This window comes from Plantibacter cousiniae (nom. nud.) (assembly GCF_977070315.1).
Genome location: NZ_CDRVEU010000003.1, coordinates 61605 through 77738, shown reverse-complemented (window position 1 = coordinate 77738; position 16134 = coordinate 61605). Strand labels below are relative to the sequence as shown.

The 16134-nt window shown below is 58.6% G+C and carries 16 protein-coding genes; 8 read left to right on the top strand and 8 right to left on the bottom strand.

The window, feature by feature from the left end:
* The first annotated feature begins 74 nt into the window (after nt 1-74).
* Complete coding sequence (locus tag ACW55A_RS07135) at nt 75-983, top strand: LysR family transcriptional regulator (protein ID WP_003434308.1); 909 nt, start codon at nt 75-77, stop codon at nt 981-983.
* 33 nt (nt 984-1016) lie between these two features.
* Here the strand turns inward: ACW55A_RS07135 and ACW55A_RS07130 are convergent, their stop codons facing one another.
* From ACW55A_RS07130 to ACW55A_RS07120, 3 genes are all read right to left on the bottom strand, one after another.
* The gene (locus ACW55A_RS07130) at nt 1017-1607 is read right to left on the bottom strand and encodes a DcrB/PsbP domain-containing protein (RefSeq protein WP_003434309.1); all 591 of its coding nucleotides are present in this window, start codon (nt 1605-1607) and stop codon (nt 1017-1019) included.
* A gap of 135 nt (nt 1608-1742) precedes the next feature.
* Nucleotides 1743-2555: an MlaA family lipoprotein gene (locus ACW55A_RS07125; RefSeq protein WP_003363329.1), complete on the bottom strand. Its 813-nt coding sequence runs from the start codon at nt 2553-2555 to the stop codon at nt 1743-1745.
* A complete protein-coding gene (locus ACW55A_RS07120; RefSeq protein WP_003363327.1) occupies nt 2548-3846 on the bottom strand; it encodes a hypothetical protein in 1299 nt (432 codons plus the stop codon). Before ACW55A_RS07120 ends, ACW55A_RS07125 begins: the two co-directional genes overlap by 8 nt.
* Before the next feature lie 1180 nt (nt 3847-5026).
* Here ACW55A_RS07120 and ACW55A_RS07115 point away from each other — a divergent pair.
* The 3 genes from ACW55A_RS07115 (at nt 5027) to ACW55A_RS07105 (ending at nt 8082) form a co-directional block, all read left to right on the top strand.
* Complete coding sequence (locus ACW55A_RS07115) at nt 5027-5881, top strand: glycine betaine ABC transporter substrate-binding protein (RefSeq protein ID WP_003434310.1); 855 nt, start codon at nt 5027-5029, stop codon at nt 5879-5881.
* Between the two features lie 234 nt (nt 5882-6115).
* Complete coding sequence (locus tag ACW55A_RS07110) at nt 6116-6427, top strand: DUF485 domain-containing protein (RefSeq protein WP_003314526.1); 312 nt, start codon at nt 6116-6118, stop codon at nt 6425-6427.
* A complete protein-coding gene (locus ACW55A_RS07105) occupies nt 6424-8082 on the top strand; it encodes a cation acetate symporter (RefSeq protein ID WP_003363323.1) in 1659 nt (552 codons plus the stop codon). The genes ACW55A_RS07110 and ACW55A_RS07105 overlap by 4 nt, the downstream gene beginning before the upstream one ends.
* Nucleotides 8083-8199: 117 nt before the next feature.
* On the opposite strand, the gene ACW55A_RS07100 is transcribed toward ACW55A_RS07105, so the two are convergent.
* A complete protein-coding gene (locus ACW55A_RS07100) occupies nt 8200-8358 on the bottom strand; it encodes a DUF3309 family protein (RefSeq protein ID WP_002552554.1) in 159 nt (52 codons plus the stop codon).
* A 316-nt stretch (nt 8359-8674) separates the two neighbouring features.
* Between ACW55A_RS07100 and ACW55A_RS07095 the strand changes: the two genes are divergently transcribed.
* From ACW55A_RS07095 to csrA, 4 genes are all read left to right on the top strand, one after another.
* The gene (locus ACW55A_RS07095; RefSeq protein WP_003363321.1) at nt 8675-9052 is read left to right on the top strand and encodes a DUF2784 domain-containing protein; all 378 of its coding nucleotides are present in this window, start codon (nt 8675-8677) and stop codon (nt 9050-9052) included.
* Between the two features lie 103 nt (nt 9053-9155).
* Nucleotides 9156-9971 (top strand): SDR family oxidoreductase, encoded by an 816-nt coding sequence (locus ACW55A_RS07090; protein ID WP_455809507.1) that lies wholly within the window; start codon nt 9156-9158, stop codon nt 9969-9971.
* A 238-nt stretch (nt 9972-10209) separates the two neighbouring features.
* On the top strand, nt 10210-10542 hold the full coding sequence (locus ACW55A_RS07085; protein WP_058416713.1) for a YnfA family protein: 333 nt from the start codon (nt 10210-10212) through the stop codon (nt 10540-10542).
* 170 nt (nt 10543-10712) lie between these two features.
* On the top strand, nt 10713-10907 hold the full coding sequence (gene csrA / locus ACW55A_RS07080) for a carbon storage regulator CsrA (RefSeq protein WP_003363316.1): 195 nt from the start codon (nt 10713-10715) through the stop codon (nt 10905-10907).
* Between the two features lie 79 nt (nt 10908-10986).
* On the opposite strand, the gene ACW55A_RS07075 is transcribed toward csrA, so the two are convergent.
* From ACW55A_RS07075 to ACW55A_RS07060, 4 genes are all read right to left on the bottom strand, one after another.
* Nucleotides 10987-11214, bottom strand: a complete 228-nt coding sequence (locus ACW55A_RS07075; RefSeq protein WP_003314533.1) for a YheU family protein — start codon at nt 11212-11214, stop codon at nt 10987-10989.
* Between the two features lie 67 nt (nt 11215-11281).
* Nucleotides 11282-12478, bottom strand: coding sequence for an osmoprotectant NAGGN system M42 family peptidase (locus ACW55A_RS07070; RefSeq protein WP_003412697.1), 1197 nt, complete (start codon nt 12476-12478; stop codon nt 11282-11284).
* Between the two features lie 79 nt (nt 12479-12557).
* Complete coding sequence (gene ngg / locus ACW55A_RS07065) at nt 12558-14306, bottom strand: N-acetylglutaminylglutamine synthetase (protein WP_054082162.1); 1749 nt, start codon at nt 14304-14306, stop codon at nt 12558-12560.
* Between the two features lie 3 nt (nt 14307-14309).
* The gene (locus ACW55A_RS07060) at nt 14310-16082 is read right to left on the bottom strand and encodes an N-acetylglutaminylglutamine amidotransferase (RefSeq protein ID WP_024661722.1); all 1773 of its coding nucleotides are present in this window, start codon (nt 16080-16082) and stop codon (nt 14310-14312) included.
* Between the last annotated feature and the right edge of the window lie 52 nt (nt 16083-16134).

The following is a 16134-nucleotide window of genomic DNA, read 5'->3' as shown; positions in this document are numbered from 1 at the left end:
TTGCAGAAAAGAATTCCTATCTTTGGTAAATTTTCCCTGCATTATGGATTGAATTTCACTAATCGAGGTTTCATGTGCTGTCGACTGACCGCCTCAAAGGTATCGAAACGTTCGTTGCCGTTGCCAACGCGGGAAGCTTTACCGCAGCCGCTGAACGCTTGAACCTGACCAATTCTGCGGTCAGTAAAAGTGTGGCGCGCCTGGAAAGCCGTCTCGGCATGCGCCTGTTCGAGCGGACTACTCGCAGTCTGGCGCTGACGGAGGAGGGCGCGGCCTATCACACCGTGTGCGTGCGGATGCTTGCCGACCTGGAGGCTGCTGAAACTGCGCTGGCGGCTCAACGCACAGAGCCCGCCGGACAATTGCGCATCGATCTGCCTGCGACCTTCGGCCGTTTGCATGCGCTGCCGTTGATTCTTGCCTTCACCGGGCAGCATCACAAGTTGCGCCCGCGAATAACCTTCACCGACCGTTTCGTCGATATCCTTGAAGAGGGCATCGACCTGGCCGTGCGTATCGGTGGTCCACGGGTCTGGCCCGCAGGCGTCGCGCACCGGTATCTGGGCACCGAGCGGGTGATCTTCTGCGCTGCACCGGCGTATCTGCAGCGTCACGGCACCCCGCATACGTTCGAGGACCTGGCCAGTCATGCCTGCATTCTGTTTGGCCGTGGCGATGGCAGTACCAGCCCCTGGCTGTTTGTCGATGAGCAGGGGCAGCGGGAGGCACGCGCTGTAGAAGCACGACTGGTTATCGGCAACGCAGAGGCCCAGGTGGCAGCGGTGACGTCGGCATGGGGAATTGCCCAGCTGGCAACCTGGTTGATCAGGGAGCAGCTGCAGCGCGGCGAATTGGTGGAGATCCTCCCGCAACTGGCCACCGATGGCCTGGCCTTGCACCTGGCCTGGCCGCGTAACCGCGAGTCCCTGCCCAAGGTGCAGGTGCTGGTCGAGCGGTTGTCAGAGGCGTTGCGGGTGGACTGAGTCGTATCGGACCGGCTGACCGGTCCGCGCAGATCACTGGCCGATGACAGTCTTCACCAGCGCAGCATGCTCTTTCGGATTCTTTGCATTGGAGACCACGTTCAGCACCGCTGCGCGGGTACCCGATGCTGCGACGATCGATGTGCTCAGCACCTGGGCGTCGCTCATGGTCGCTGAGGTGTCCAGCTGGCGCACACCAAGACCGTTCTTCTTGACGATCTTCTTGTCACCCAGTTTTTTGAAGTCCTTGTAGCCGGTACTCTGCTGGGCAAGGATGCCGGTGACCAGTCCATCAAGTACTACACCGTCGTTATCGCTGGCCTGCACGCCCATTGGCATCGGCGTTTCGGTAACGATCAACACGCGCTTTTCAGCCGCATTGGTGTACAGCGACCCCGTCACACCCTGGGCCTTGGCTTTTGCGTCAATCTCGGGCATCTCGCCCTGTACGTAGCCCGCAGGAATGGTGAAGGTCAGTTTTCCGCCCAGCAGTGAAGCGTTTTGCACCGCAGCAGCGGTGGGCGCAGCAGCCTGCGGCTTGGTGGCAGCCTGAACGCTGACCATGCTTTGACATGCTGCCAGTGCGACACACACAGCCATTGCCTTGAAACCGAAAGAACGCATGGAAATTCCTTTTTTGTCTGTTAATGACACAGGCGTTTGCGCCTGAGGCATGTGAGTGACCGGGCAGGTAAAAGTGCCCATAAAAAAACGACCAGTCCGATCACTCAGGCTGGCCGTCGTTTTGCTGCGTTACGCTTATTCGGCGATTTGCAGTTTGCGCGACTCGGTGTAGACGTAACGCACTTTTTCATACTCGAACGGCGAGTTGAGCTGGCCGTAACGGAAGCTGGTGACGTAACGGCGATCAATGGCGCGCAACACGGTGATTTCCGGATGGTCGTTGCTGACTTCGGCCACGTTCAGGAAGTTGATCTGGTTTTCAGCCGTGTAGTCGAACAGCATGCCACCAGTGTCACGCAGGTTCGATGGACCGAACAATGGCAACACCAGATAAGGCCCTGCAGGCACACCGTAGAAGCCCAGCGTCTGGCCGAAGTCTTCGCTCTGACGCGGCAGGCCCATCATGGTCGCCGGGTCCCACAGACCGGCGATGCCGATGGTGGTGTTGAGCAGCAGACGGCCAGTGGTGTCCAGCGAGCGCTCGCCCTTGAACTGCAGCAGGCTGTTCAGCAGGTTGGAGACATCGCCCAGGTTGCTGAAAAAGTTGCTCACACCGCTGCGCACGAAGCCAGGGGTGATGTAGCGGTAGCCGTCCACGACCGGCAGGAATACCCATTCATCGAAACGGTAGTTGAAGTGGTAAACCCGGCGGTTCCAGGATTCCAGCGGATCATAGACTTCCAGTGCGTTGATGGAGGCGCGCTCGAACTCACGCTGATCCAGCCCCGGGTTGAATTGCAGCGACTTCAGCGGCTGGGTGAAACCGTCAGCATCGGTCTGACGGGCCACAGTGGCCGGGTGCTGAGCCTTGTTGCTGGTATCCGCGTCAGCGGCCTGGACTGTGCCGGCACAGAGCAGAGCGGCAAGAAGTAAAAGACGTTTAGCCACGGAAAAACTCCAGCATGGCGTCGGTGTTGACGCGGTAATTAAGGTTGCCGCAATGCCCGCCGTACGGGTAAACGGTCAGGCGATCGCCAAAGGTCTTGCGCAGGAAGCCGAGGTCACCCGAGCCCAGAATCACGTCGTCGGCGTTGTGCATGACGGCAATCTTGGTGTTGCTGTGCAGGTAATCCTTGAGGGCGTAGAGGCTGACCTGGTCGACCAGTTGCAGAAGGCTACCGCCGTCGGTGCGTGCGCGCCACATCGGGATGACCTGTTCGGTCAGGTAGCAATCGAAGTCGCACTGCAGGGCACGCTTGAGGAATGGCGTCAGACTGGTTCCTTCGGTGATCGGGAATTTCGGTGGCGTGATCAGACCGCGACGGTTGATCAGGTCGGAGGTGAACGCGATATCCGCCGACGAGAAGCGGAACGAGGTACCGATCAGCATCGCCATCTGTTCATTGGTCAGGTGCTGCTTGGACTGCTGGAAGTCGAACAGCAGTGCATCGTTGAGGTCGATGTAGCCCTTCTGGCGGAAGTAGCGAGTCAGCTTGGCCAGTACCAGTTCATAGAACGTAGTGGTGTTGTTGATGCCCTTGACGTTGGTTTGCACCAGTTTGTCGAGGTTGCTGATCGAGGTGTAGAGATTGACCGGCGGGTTGAGCAGCAGGACTTTCTTGAAGTTGAAGCTGCGACGGGTTTCGTCCAGCTTGCTGACGAATGCAGCATTCAGTGCGCCGAGGCTGTAACCGGTCAGGTAATAGTCGGTTACCGGCAGTTGCGCCTGCTGAGCCCGAATGGCCTGCATGACGCGATAAATGTCTTCTGCGTCGTCGGTGGAGACGCCGGGAGTCGCAAAGCGCGAGGCCGAGCTCATGAAGTCATAGCTGGTGGGCGAAGACAGCTGCACGACGTGGTAGCCCGCGCCGTAATAGAGCTTTTTCAGGAATTCATTGATGGTGCTGTTATACGGCGCGCCGGTGCCGGCGATCAGGAAGATCAGCGGGGCAGCGTGGTCCTGTTTGGCCAGGCGATAGTGCAACTTTTTCACTGCCCAGAAGTTGTCGGGCAGGGTGAACTCGCGCTCGGGATGCAGGTTCAGGGTGTAGACATCCTGATCGATATCTTCATCGTCAGGCAGGTCGGGGCGCAGATCGGGCGGTGTGGTCGCAATGGTCGCTTCAAACGGATTAGTCAGCGGGTAGCCATAGGTGGCGGAGTCGACATTGGTTGCCAGAGCGGACGCACTTAAACACAAGCCACCTATAACGGTGGCGAGGCGCAGAAAACGGAGCATGACTAAATCCCTTGGGAAAGAAGTGCTGATGAGATACGCAGGCTATGACCAAGGTGTAGTGCCAAAGTGCCCCATCCACCGGTTAACCCTGTAAATATGACGGAACAATACACGTTCTTTGGATTTTGCAATGCAGATATGCGGTTTATTTTTGCATGGCTAGTGTATTTGCTGCCCCGGCGCGACGTTTACACGGGCTGGGAACGGTAGGCAGGCCCTGGCCTGGCGGCGAATTTTCCGGCTTGCGGAAAGCACAAAGGAGAGCCGTAGCTCTCCTCCAATGTGGTTCACGTGCTCTTTTTATTGTTATAGGGCGGCCTGTTATTGTTGTTGGCGGCCAGTCCCTTTACAGCGTTGTTGTGCGACCCCCATCCGGGGTCAAGAGCAAACGTATTTTTTTGAGCGCTGATTCGCTTTAATCACCTGTCTGCACAACGGGTTGATCCCACCGGTTCTGGAGCTACCTGACGGTAGTTTTATTGTTCTCGGTCCGGTCGCGGGGCCTTCCATTGAAAGGTCCCTGTAAAGCTGGTCCACTCCAAAAAAATCTGTTAGCTGCGCCTCTGTCCGTTTTGTTCTTGTTGTGTCAGAGCCGTTACGTCTTATTTTTATTGGTTTGCTGCATCATTTCTTGTTTTTGTTGTACCAGAGATATAGCAGGACCCGTGCCAGTTTTTGAAATTCCTTTTAAATCAGTTATTTATGAATTCTGATGGTTGTCAGTTAGTCATAGAGCCGGAAAAAATGTTTCCGTGTTACCCGTTCACGTTGGTGATCGTAAACCTGCGGTAACACATCGTGTTTCCTTCGCAGTATGAGCCGGAATGGTGCGCCGCAAGTCTCTGTCGTCTATACGACGATGGTATGGGGTTCGGCGCTCGCCATTGGACACAACGGTGCGTCTCCTGCCGTTGATGGCTGGATCGAGGCGTTTTTCGCTGTGCGTTGTCGTTGATGGCTCGATGTTGTCGTTTCCCATTGCCCCGGTGTCGCAGACAGAGCATGCCCGCCTGGCCGGCAGGTCGATGATCAGTGTGGCGTTGTAGTGCGTTTGATTGCGCGCGGCAGCGATAAAAACGTGCAAGGCGCCGCGTGCCCCAAGGTCGGGCGCGGGGCGGTCTGGAGAACAACGTTAACCATGCCCCGACACCCGTCGGTGCAGACTTCCGGGGAAGCGACAATGATGATGCGAAAAATACTGGGGGCGGGTGCCGCTCTGGTACTTGCGGTCAGCTCCACGCTGGCGGTTGCTGAAACCAAGACCTTGACCATCGGCTATGTGGAAGGCTGGTCCGACAGTGTCGCCACCACCTTCGTGGCCTCCGAAGTGATCAAGCAAAAGCTTGGTTATGACGTCAAGTTGCAGTCTGTCGCTGCAGGGATCATGTGGCAGGCGGTGGCCACCGACAAGCTCGACCTGATGCTGTCTGCGTGGCTTCCAGGCACGCATGGCGAGTACTACGCCAAGTACAAGGACCAGGTCGTCAACTATGGCCCCAACTTCAAGGACGCCAAGATTGGCCTGATCGTGCCTGAATACGTGAAGGCCAAAACCATCGAAGACCTGAAGACCGATGCTTCCTTCAACAAGAAGATCACCGGGATCGATGCGGGCTCGGGCGTGATGCTCAAGACCGATCAGGCTATCAAGGACTATGGTCTGGACGGCTATAAACTGCAGGCGAGCTCCGGCGCAGGCATGATTGCCGAGCTGACCCGCGCCGAGAAGGCGAAGAAATCCATCGTCGTCACCGGCTGGGTGCCGCACTGGATGTTCGCCAAATGGAAGCTGCGTTTCCTCGACGACCCGAAAGGTGTCTACGGTGAGGCTGAAACCGTAGACAACGTTGGCAGCCTTGGGCTGGAGAAAAAAGCCCCTGAGGTCGTGGCCTTCCTGAAAAAATTCCAGTGGGCATCCAAGGATGAAATCGGTGAGGTGATGCTGGCCATTCAGGACGGTGCCAAACCTGAAGCTGCAGCCAAGGACTGGGTAGCCAAGCACCCGGACCGTGTTGCTGCATGGACTGCCAAATAGTCTCAAAGTGTCTGAACAGCCGTTCTCGAGGCCGTCTGGTGTTATCGCCAGACGGCCTTTTGTTTTCCTGCCCCGGAGTGTTTTCGGTGCGACCGACTGCCGGCGGGTCCAGGCCGTGCGAGAAGAGCTATCTGCAGCTAATGTCGTTCTAATACTAAGGTCGTCTGGAGTGCGCGCCGGACCCGACTAAAGTGCATTACGTGACATCTCATCTGTGCTGCGAGGACAAAAACAATGAACGACAGCATTTACCTCTCGATTCAAAACAGCCCGCGTTTCAAGGAGCTGGTATCCAAAAGAGAGCGGTTCGCCTGGATTCTCTCGGCGATCATGCTTGGCCTGTATGCGGCCTTTATTCTTTTGATTGCTTACGGACCCCATATTCTGGGCGCCAAACTGAGTCCCACTTCGACCATTACCTGGGGAATGCCGATAGGCGTAGGGCTGATCCTTTCCGCGTTTATATTGACCGCCATCTATGTTCGCCGTGCCAACGGTGAATTCGATGACCTGAATAACGCGATCCTGAAGGAGGCTCAGCAATGATCCGGCGCCTATCAGCAGCACTTGGCCTTGCCGCCTTCGCGCCGACCCTCTGGGCGGCAGACGCGTTGACGGGTGCAGTGCAGAAGCAACCCCTGAACGTCGCCGCGATCGTCATGTTCGTGGTCTTCGTAGCCTTCACGCTGTACATCACCTACTGGGCGTCGAAAAAGAACAAGACCGCGTCGGACTATTACTCGGCAGGTGGCAAGATCACCGGTTTCCAGAACGGGCTGGCGATTGCCGGTGACTACATGTCGGCCGCCTCCTTTCTGGGGATTTCCGCACTGGTCTACACTTCCGGCTACGATGGCCTGATCTACTCGATCGGCTTCCTGGTGGGCTGGCCGATCATCCTGTTCCTGATCGCCGAACGCTTGCGTAACCTGGGTAAATACACCTTTGCCGACGTGGCCTCGTACCGCCTCAAGCAAAAGGAAATTCGTACCCTGTCTGCCTGCGGCTCGCTGGTGGTGGTGGCGTTTTACCTGATTGCGCAAATGGTCGGTGCCGGCAAGCTGATCCAGCTGCTGTTCGGTCTGGACTACGCCGTTGCGGTGGTGTTGGTCGGTATCCTGATGTGCCTCTATGTGCTGTTCGGCGGCATGCTCGCCACGACCTGGGTGCAGATCATCAAGGCGGTGATGTTGCTGTCCGGTGCGTCGTTCATGGCACTGATGGTCATGAAGCACGTCAACTTCGACTTCAACATGCTGTTCTCCGAAGCGATCAAGGTTCACCCCAAAGGTGAGGCGATCATGAGCCCTGGCGGGCTGGTGAAAGACCCGATCTCGGCGTTCTCGCTGGGTCTGGCCCTGATGTTCGGTACCGCAGGCCTGCCACACATCCTGATGCGCTTCTTCACCGTGAGCGATGCCAAGGAAGCCCGCAAGTCAGTGCTCTACGCAACCGGCTTTATCGGCTACTTCTACATCCTGACCTTCATCATCGGTTTCGGCGCGATCCTGCTGGTCAGCACCAATCCGGCGTTCAAGGATGCAGCGGGCGCCTTGCTGGGCGGTAACAACATGGCAGCGGTTCACCTGGCCGACGCGGTCGGTGGCAGTCTGTTCCTGGGCTTCATCTCGGCAGTAGCCTTCGCCACCATTCTGGCAGTGGTTGCCGGTCTGACTCTGGCGGGTGCTTCGGCGGTTTCCCACGACCTGTATGCCAGCGTCATCAAGGCAGGCAAAGCCAACGAGAAGGACGAGATCCGTATCTCGAAAATTACCACCATCGCTTTGGCGGTCGTGGCGATCTTTCTGGGTATTGCCTTTGAAAGCCAGAACATCGCCTTCATGGTGGGCCTGGCGTTCTCGGTCGCGGCAAGCTGCAACTTCCCGATCCTGTTGCTTTCCATGTACTGGAAAAACCTGACCACCCGTGGCGCCATGATCGGCGGCTGGATGGGCCTGATCAGCGCAGTGGTGCTGATGGTGCTGGGTCCGACCATCTGGGTGCAGATCCTGCATCACGAGAAAGCCATTTTCCCTTACGAATACCCGGCGCTGTTCTCCATCGCCATCGCCTTCGTAGGTATCTGGTTCTTCTCCATCACCGACAAGTCGAAAGCGGCAGAGGGCGAGCGCGCGCTGTTCTTCCCGCAATTCGTCCGCTCGCAGACGGGGCTGGGTGCCAGTGGTGCGGTTTCGCACTAAGTTCAGGTTGTTGTGAACGAAGCAGCCTTCGGGCTGCTTTTTCATGGCCGATAAAAAACCCCGCTTGAAAAAGCGGGGTTTTTATTGGCTACATGCGCTGCTGCGTGGAGCAGCAGGTCATATCTTGCCGAGCAACACCAGAATCAGCAGGATCACCAGGATCGTACCGATGATGCCCGACGGACCGTAGCCCCAGCTGCGAGAGTGCGGGAATACTGGCAAACCGCCAACTAGCAGCAGAATCAGAACGATGATAAGAATAGTGCCGATGCCCATGGTGAGTTCCCTCTTTACATTAGTGTTAATTAACAGATGCAGTTGAAACGTCATGCCGGACGGTATGAAGTTGCCTGCTTGACTCATCGGACTCTGGGCGTCGGAGAAAGGTTCGATCTATTTTTAATAATTTATTACATATTTGAAAGTCATTGAAAATCAGGGGTTTGTCGCATTTTTGTCTGACAATAACTCGGTCTTTTTTTGAACTGATGCGTTTGATTCAGTCTTGAAAATAATTGAACTAAACACCTTGGAAGGTCTCCGCGCGGCGTGAACTTTCTACCTGAGGCATGGCCCACAAGAGGACACCGTGATGATTTATCGAGTGGCGGCGGATGCCGTGGTCGTGTTTCATCTACTGTTCATTGTGTTCGTCCTGTTCGGCGGACTGCTGGTATTGAGAAGGCCCTGGCTGGCACTGCTGCACGTTCCTGCTGCGGCCTGGGGGACAGCGGTCGAGTTTCTGCACCTGTATTGCCCGCTGACACCGCTGGAAAACACCCTGCGCAGCAACGCTGGAGGGCAGGGCTACACCGGGGGCTTCGTGGAGCATTATCTGATCCCGCTGATTTACCCGGCCGGGCTTACGCCGGGCATACAGCTTTGGCTGGGCGGCATTGTCGTGCTGCTCAATGTGTCGGTGTATGGCCTGTTGCTGGTGCGGTATGTGACACGAGCGAGGCGTTCATAGGGCTGCGGTTTGCACCAGGCATTCAGCGTCTTGATGGTGGGGTTGTGGCGCTTCCACTGTGATTACACTCAGGCAACTCCTGCACATCACAAGGCTCTCGGCTATGCAAAACCGCATCATGATTACTGGCGCCGGCTCAGGTCTGGGCCGTGAAATTGCACTGCGCTGGGCGCGCGAAGGGTGGCGGCTGGCACTGTCGGACGTCAACGATGCAGGCCTGCAGGAGACCCTTGCGCTGGTACGCGAGGTGGGTGGTGACGGTTTTGTGCAGCGTTGCGACGTTCGCGACTACAGCCAGCTCACCGCGTTTGCCCAGGCGTGCGAACAGCGATTTGGCGGTATCGACATCATCGTCAACAACGCGGGTGTCGCGTCCGGTGGCTTCTTCAACGAATTGTCGCTGGAGGACTGGGACTGGCAGATCGCGATCAATCTGATGGGCGTGGTCAAAGGCTGCAAGGCGTTCCTGCCAATGCTGCTGGCCAGCAAGGGCCGGATCATCAACATCGCCTCGATGGCAGCGCTGATGCAGGCCCCGGCGATGAGCAATTACAACGTCGCCAAGGCCGGGGTCGTCGCGCTTTCCGAGAGCCTGCTGGTAGAACTGCATGACCAGGACGTTGGTGTTCATGTGGTCTGCCCATCGTTCTTTCAAACCAACCTGCTGGATTCCTTCCGTGGCCCTACGCCCGCGATGAAGGCGCAGATCGGCAGGTTGCTGGAGAAGTCGCCGATCACCGCCGCAGATATCGCCGACTACATCTTCAGGCAGGTGGGCGAAGGCGAATTCATGATCCTGCCCCACGAAGAGGGCCGTATGGCCTGGGACCTGAAGCGCAAACAGCCACAGGCGATGTATGACGAAATGACCGTCATGTGCGCCAAGATGCGCGCCAAGGCGCAAAAAGGGCATGCCTGACTAGCCCGGACGCTCCGCGTCCTCTTGCGACGCAGAGCGTCGCGATCTGCATTCCCACGCTGGAGCGTGAGGAACGATCACCGCAACTATCGTGCGACGCTCCGCGTCGCATGCCTTTCCGGACGCTCCGCGTCCTCTTGGGGGTACGGCGTTGCCTGTTCAAGGTTATCAAGGTCATGACCGCACGGTTTTCTGGTAGGGTTGCGCGCATCTTTCAGCCCTGTCCTGAGAACCTTTCATGCTCAATTATCTGTGGTTCTTCCTCGCCGCCCTGTTCGAGATATTCGGCTGCTATGCCTTCTGGCTATGGCTGCGCCAGGGCAAGAGCGCGCTGTGGGTGATCCCTGCGCTGGTCAGCCTGACGCTGTTTGCACTGTTGCTGACACGTGTGGAGGCGGCTTACGCGGGGCGTGCCTATGCGGCGTATGGCGGGATCTACATTATTGCGTCGATCGCCTGGTTGGGGCTGGTCGAGCGGGTCAGGCCGCTGGGCACGGACTGGCTGGGTCTGGCGTTCTGCGTTCTCGGTGCGACCATCATTCTGCTGGGGCCACGTTGGGCTGCCTCCTGAGTAACCACCGCCGCGAACGAAATTTCCCACGGATTTGGCCGGAAAGTAAGACGTTTCCTTCAGTCTTTTCCGGTGCTGTCGCAGGACGTTACTGATTTGCCATCAGCGCATTGAAGCGCCACGTTTCGCCATGCACCCTGCCTCTTTTGCGCAACGCAAGGGTGGGAAAAATGCTGGTACTGATGCGGGAAATTGGCGAAACGTTTTCAATCGGTGATGACATCACCGTGCAGATTCTGGGGATCAACGGCAATCAGGTCAGGCTCGGGATCAATGCCCCGAAAGACGTCAAGGTGCACCGCGCCGAGGTCTACAAGCGCATTGCCAGGACGCTTTCGCAACAGGCAACGACGCCGCTTCAGTGAGCGGCGTTGTCAGCAAGCGATCTTATGGGCAGATGACCTGACTCGGCCTGTCGAAAACCCGACTAAGGCACCGTAGGCGTTATTCAAAAAACTCCTTGGGTACATCGTGCTTGAGCATCAGCTGACACTGCTGGCTCTCCAGGTCGAAAAAGATCACCGCCTGGCCCTTGGTCAACGCATGACGCACGCGCAGTACCCGGGTTTGCAGCGGTGTTTCATCGCCATTATCGGTGCCCTCACGGGTGACGAAATCCTCGATCAGGCGAGTGAGGGTGTCAGGTTCCAGTTGGTCGTAGGGGATCAGCATGGCGGTTCTCGTGTCGATGAGCGGCGATGATAGAACTGCGGTGCCATGCACCGCAATTCACAGGGCCTCAACTCTCTTCGCGATTCTGCCCGATCAGGCTGTCGACCGGTGGCACGCGGGTGTCGGATTCCATCTGCGCATCGTGCTCGATCTGATGGCTGAAGCGCTCCAGCGAGCTCTGCGCAGGCTTGGCATCGCTGGCGAATACCGGTGGGCTGAGCATGTAGGCACCGAGCAACTTGCTCAGCGCTGCCAGACTGTCGATATGCGTGCGCTCGTAGCCATGCGTCGCGTCACAGCCGAAGGCCAGCAGGGCGGTGCGGATGTCATGCCCCGAGGTCACCGCCGAGTGCGCATCACTGTAGTAATAGCGGAACAGGTCACGACGCACCGGCAGCTCGTTGTCCACGCCCAGCCTTAGCAGATGGCGGGACAGGTGGTAGTCGTAAGGACCGCCCGAGTCCTGCATCGCCACGCTGACGGCGTGCTCGCTGGAGTGTTGACCCGGCGCAACCGGTGCAATGTCGATGCCGACGAATTCGCTCACATCCCAAGGCAGCACACCGGCTGCGCCCGTACCGGTTTCTTCGGTGATGGTGAACAGCGGGTGGCAATCGATCAACGGCTCGGCACCGCTGTCGACAATGGATTTCAGCGCGGCGAGCAGTGCCGCCACACCGGCCTTGTCATCCAAGTGACGGGCACTGATGTGTCCGCTCTCGGTGAACTCCGGCAGCGGGTCGAAAGCCACGAAGTCACCGATGCCGATGCCCAGTGATTCGCAGTCGGCGCGGGTGGTGCAATAGGCATCCAGGCGCAGCTCGACGTGGTCCCAACTGATCGGCATTTCGTCCACGGCGGTGTTGAACGCATGTCCGGAAGCCATCAGCGGTAGAACGCTGCCACGGATTACGCCGGTGTCGGTGAACACGCTGACCCGGCTGCCTTCGGCAAAGCGGCTCGACCAGCAGCCGACTGCAGCCAGCGCCAGGCGGCCGTTGTCTTTGACTTCCCGAACACTGGCACCAATGGTGTCCAGGTGCGCCGATACGGCCCGGTCGGGGCTGTTCTGCTTGCCCTTCAGCGTGGCGCGAATCGTGCCGCGGCGGGTCAGTTCGAACGGGATGCCGAGTTCTTCGAGGCGCTCGGCCACGTAACGCACAATAGTGTCGGTAAAGCCGGTAGGGCTTGGGATCGCGAGCATTTCCAACAGAACTTTCTGCAGGTATTTCAGATCCGGATCGGGGATATTTGCAGGGGTCATGGATGCTCCTCATGGAACAGTTGCAAGCCACGGGCTGCAAAGGCTGATGCGCCATTTGCAGCCGTGCCCGCAGCTGCGATCAGATATGCACAGGCAGGCTGTGCGGAAACAACAGATCGACGAAACGTTCGGCGGTGGGTTGTGGTTCGTGATTGGCAAGGCCTACGCGTTCATTGGCTTCGATGAACACATATTCAGGCTGATCGGCGGCCGGCACCATCAGGTCCAGACCGACGACCGGGATATCCAGCGCCCGTGCAGCACGTACTGCTGCGTCGCTGAGCACCGGGTGCAGAATGGCCGTGACATCTTCCAGGCAGCCGCCGGTGTGCAGATTGGCGGCACGGCGCACGGCCAGGCGCTGATCCATCGGCAGAATATCGGCGTAGTCAAAACCGGCCTCGCGCACCGTGCGCTCGGTTTCCTGATCCATCGGAATGCGGCTTTCGCCATCCGTTGCAGCGGCGCGGCGTCGGCTTTGGGCTTCGATCAATTGTTTGATGGTGTGGCGACCATCACCAATGATTTCAGCCGGACGGCGTATCGCCGCAGCCACGACCTGAAAGCCGATCACCACGATGCGCAAGTCCAGGCCTTCGTGAAAGCTTTCCAGGATCACGCGAGTATCGAACTGACGAGCCTGTTCGATGGCGGCTTGCACGTCTTCGATAGTGCGCAGATCAACCGCCACGCCCTGGCCTTGTTCACCGTCCAGCGGCTTGACCACGATTTGCCCGTGCGCTTCGAGAAACGCCAGATTATCGTCTGCGTTGCCCGCCCTTTGCTGTTCGGGCAAGCGCAGGCCGGCGGCCTTCAGGGCACGATGTGTCAGGCTCTTGTCCTGACACAGGGTCATGCTCACCGCGCTGGTCAGATCACTCAACGACTCGCGGCAGCGGATGCGACGACCGCCGTAGCTGAGAGTGAACAGCCCGGCATCCGCATCATCCACCTGCACGTCAATGCCGCGCCGGTGGGCTTCCTCGACAATGATCCGCGCGTACGGATTGAAGTCCGCCTGCGGGCCAGGGCCGAGAAACAATGACTCGTTAATGCCGTTTTTGCGCTTGATGGCGAAGGTCGGCAGGTTGCGGAAATTCAATTTGGCGTACAGCGCCTTGGCCTGATCGTTGTCATGCAGCACCGACAGGTCGAGGTAGCTGAGGCCGCGACTCATGAAGTGCTCGATCAGGTGCCGGACCAGTACTTCGCCCACGCCCGGACGCGTGCATTGCGGGTCGACGGCCAGGCACCAGAGGCTGCTGCCTTTTTCCGGGTCATTGAAGGCCTTTTGATGATTGAGGCCCATGACGCTGCCGATGATCGTTTTGCTGCCCTCATCCTCGGCCACCCAATAGACCGGGCCACCTTCGTGGCGTGGGGTCAGCAGCTCGGGGTCGATGGGCAGCATGCCGCGCGCCAGATACAGGTTGTTGATGGCCTGCCAGTCACTTTCATTGTGCGCACGGCGGATGCGATAGCCGCGAAACACACGGTGCGCCGGGCGGTAATCGCTGAACCACAGGCGCAACGTGTCCGACGGGTCGAGAAACAACTGCTGCGGCGACTGCGCCAACACCTGTTGCGGCGCTGCCACGTACAGGGCGATGTCGCGCTCGCCGGGTTTTTCGTTGAGCAGGTCCTGAGCCAGCGCGGCCGGATCCGGGTAGGTATGACCGATCAGCAAGCGTCCCCAGCCACAATGCAGCGCCAGAGGGTCTGCATCTATCTGGCTGCCGTCTTCAGCGAGTCGTGCCTGCAGACGTTCGTACGAGGGCGACTGGCCGCGCAACAGGCGCTGGCTATAAGTCGTCGCGTTCTGTTTCATCGATCACAGTCCCTGTTCGCTGAGCCACAGGTTCAGCGCTGCCAGTTGCCACAGCTTGGAGCCGCGCAATGGCGTGAGCTGGCCCTCGGGGTTGGTCAGCAGCTTGTCGACCATGGCAGGGTTGAACAGGCCGCGGTCCTGACTGGAGTCGGTCAGCAACTCGCGCACCCAGCTAAGCGTGTCGCCCTGCAAGTGTTTGAGGCCAGGCACCGGGAAGTAGCCTTTTTTGCGGTCGATCACTTCCGAAGGAATGACCATGCGCGCAGCTTCTTTCAGCACCTGTTTGCCACCGTCGGGCAACTTGAATTTGCCGGGGATGCGAGCCGACAGTTCGACCAGACGATAGTCAAGGAACGGCGTGCGCGCTTCCAGGCCCCAGGCCATGGTCATGTTGTCGACACGTTTGACCGGGTCATCGACCAGCATCACCGTGCTGTCCAGGCGCAAGGCCTTGTCGACGGCGGCGCTGGCGCCTGGCTGGGCAAAGTGATCGCGAACGAAATCACCGGCGGCGTCATTGGCAGTGCGCCACTTCGGCTGCACAGTCTCGGCGTATTCCGCGTAGCTGCGGTCGACGAATGCGTCGCGGTAGGCCGCCACCGGATCGCTCGCGCCGTCGACTTGCGGGTACCAGTGGTAACCGGCGAACAGTTCATCAGCGCCCTGACCGCTCTGTACCACCTTGCAGTGTTTCGACACTTCACGCGACAGCAGATAGAAGGCGATGCAGTCGTGGCTGACCATCGGTTCGCTCATGGCGCGGAACGCCGCAGGCAACTGCTCGATGATCTCACGTTCCTGGATACGCAACTGGTGATGGCGCGTGCCGTAGTGCTTGGCGATCAGGTCGGAATACTGAAATTCGTCGCCACGCTCGCCGCCGGCATCCTGGAAACCGATAGAGAAGGTCGACAGGTCCTCGACACCCACTTCGCGCAGCAGACCTACCAGCATGCTCGAGTCGACGCCGCCGGACAGCAGAACACCGACGTCCACGGCAGCACGCTGACGGATCGCTACCGCTTCACGCGTACTGTCCAGTACCCGGTCGCGCCAGTCTTCGAGGGTGAGATTTTTCTCGTCTTCGTGCGGGCCGTAGGGCAGGGTCCACCAGACTTTCTGTTCGACCTTGCCGCTGGCGTCGATACGCATCCAGCTGGCTGGCGGAAGTTTTTCGACGCCGGCCAGCAAGGTGCGCGGCGCAGGCACCACCGCGTGGAAGTTGAGGTAATGGTTGAGCGCTACCGGATCAAGCATCCCGCTGATGTCACCACCCTTGAGCAGGGCAGGCAGCGAGGACGCGAAACGCAGGCGCTTGTCGGTTTTCGACAGATACAACGGCTTGACGCCGAGGCGGTCACGGGCGATGAACAGATTCTTGCTGTCACGTTCCCAGATGGCAAAGGCGAACATGCCATTGAGCTTGGGCAGCATGTCTGCGCCCCAGGCGTGATAGCCCTTGAGCAACACTTCGGTGTCACCGCCGGAATGGAACTGATAGCCAAGGCTTTCCAACTCGGCACGCAATTCAGGGAAGTTGTAGATCGCGCCGTTGAAGGCCATGGACAGGCCCAGATTGCTGTCGATCATCGGCTGCGCCGAGCCATCCGACAGGTCCATGATTTTCAGGCGACGATGACCAAGGGCAACTGGCCCCTGACTATGAAACCCCCACGCATCCGGGCCGCGAGGCGCCAGCTCATGGGTAATGCGTTCAACAGCGGCTAGGTCCGCTGGTTGATGGTCGAAACGTAATTCACCTGCTAATCCGCACATAAGTCCTTACCGGGTTTCCGTTGGGGAGGTGACTGAGAAAGTGCAGTCACCC

What these genes read in the sequence shown, in the direction of transcription:
- ACW55A_RS07090 (WP_455809507.1), top strand. Translation starts at nt 9,156, where the DNA reads ATGCAAAACCGCATCATGATTACTGGCGCCGGCTCAGGTCTGGGCCGT.
- ACW55A_RS07120 (WP_003363327.1), bottom strand. Translation starts at nt 3,846, where the DNA reads ATGCTCCGTTTTCTGCGCCTCGCCACCGTTATAGGTGGCTTGTGTTTA.
- ACW55A_RS07085 (WP_058416713.1), top strand. Translation starts at nt 10,210, where the DNA reads ATGCTCAATTATCTGTGGTTCTTCCTCGCCGCCCTGTTCGAGATATTC.
- ACW55A_RS07095 (WP_003363321.1), top strand. Translation starts at nt 8,675, where the DNA reads ATGATTTATCGAGTGGCGGCGGATGCCGTGGTCGTGTTTCATCTACTG.
- ACW55A_RS07075 (WP_003314533.1), bottom strand. Translation starts at nt 11,214, where the DNA reads ATGCTGATCCCCTACGACCAACTGGAACCTGACACCCTCACTCGCCTG.
- csrA (WP_003363316.1), top strand. Translation starts at nt 10,713, where the DNA reads ATGCTGGTACTGATGCGGGAAATTGGCGAAACGTTTTCAATCGGTGAT.
- ACW55A_RS07070 (WP_003412697.1), bottom strand. Translation starts at nt 12,478, where the DNA reads ATGACCCCTGCAAATATCCCCGATCCGGATCTGAAATACCTGCAGAAA.
- ACW55A_RS07130 (WP_003434309.1), bottom strand. Translation starts at nt 1,607, where the DNA reads ATGCGTTCTTTCGGTTTCAAGGCAATGGCTGTGTGTGTCGCACTGGCA.
- ACW55A_RS07110 (WP_003314526.1), top strand. Translation starts at nt 6,116, where the DNA reads ATGAACGACAGCATTTACCTCTCGATTCAAAACAGCCCGCGTTTCAAG.
- ACW55A_RS07105 (WP_003363323.1), top strand. Translation starts at nt 6,424, where the DNA reads ATGATCCGGCGCCTATCAGCAGCACTTGGCCTTGCCGCCTTCGCGCCG.
- ACW55A_RS07100 (WP_002552554.1), bottom strand. Translation starts at nt 8,358, where the DNA reads ATGGGCATCGGCACTATTCTTATCATCGTTCTGATTCTGCTGCTAGTT.
- ngg (WP_054082162.1), bottom strand. Translation starts at nt 14,306, where the DNA reads ATGAAACAGAACGCGACGACTTATAGCCAGCGCCTGTTGCGCGGCCAG.
- ACW55A_RS07115 (WP_003434310.1), top strand. Translation starts at nt 5,027, where the DNA reads ATGATGATGCGAAAAATACTGGGGGCGGGTGCCGCTCTGGTACTTGCG.
- ACW55A_RS07060 (WP_024661722.1), bottom strand. Translation starts at nt 16,082, where the DNA reads ATGTGCGGATTAGCAGGTGAATTACGTTTCGACCATCAACCAGCGGAC.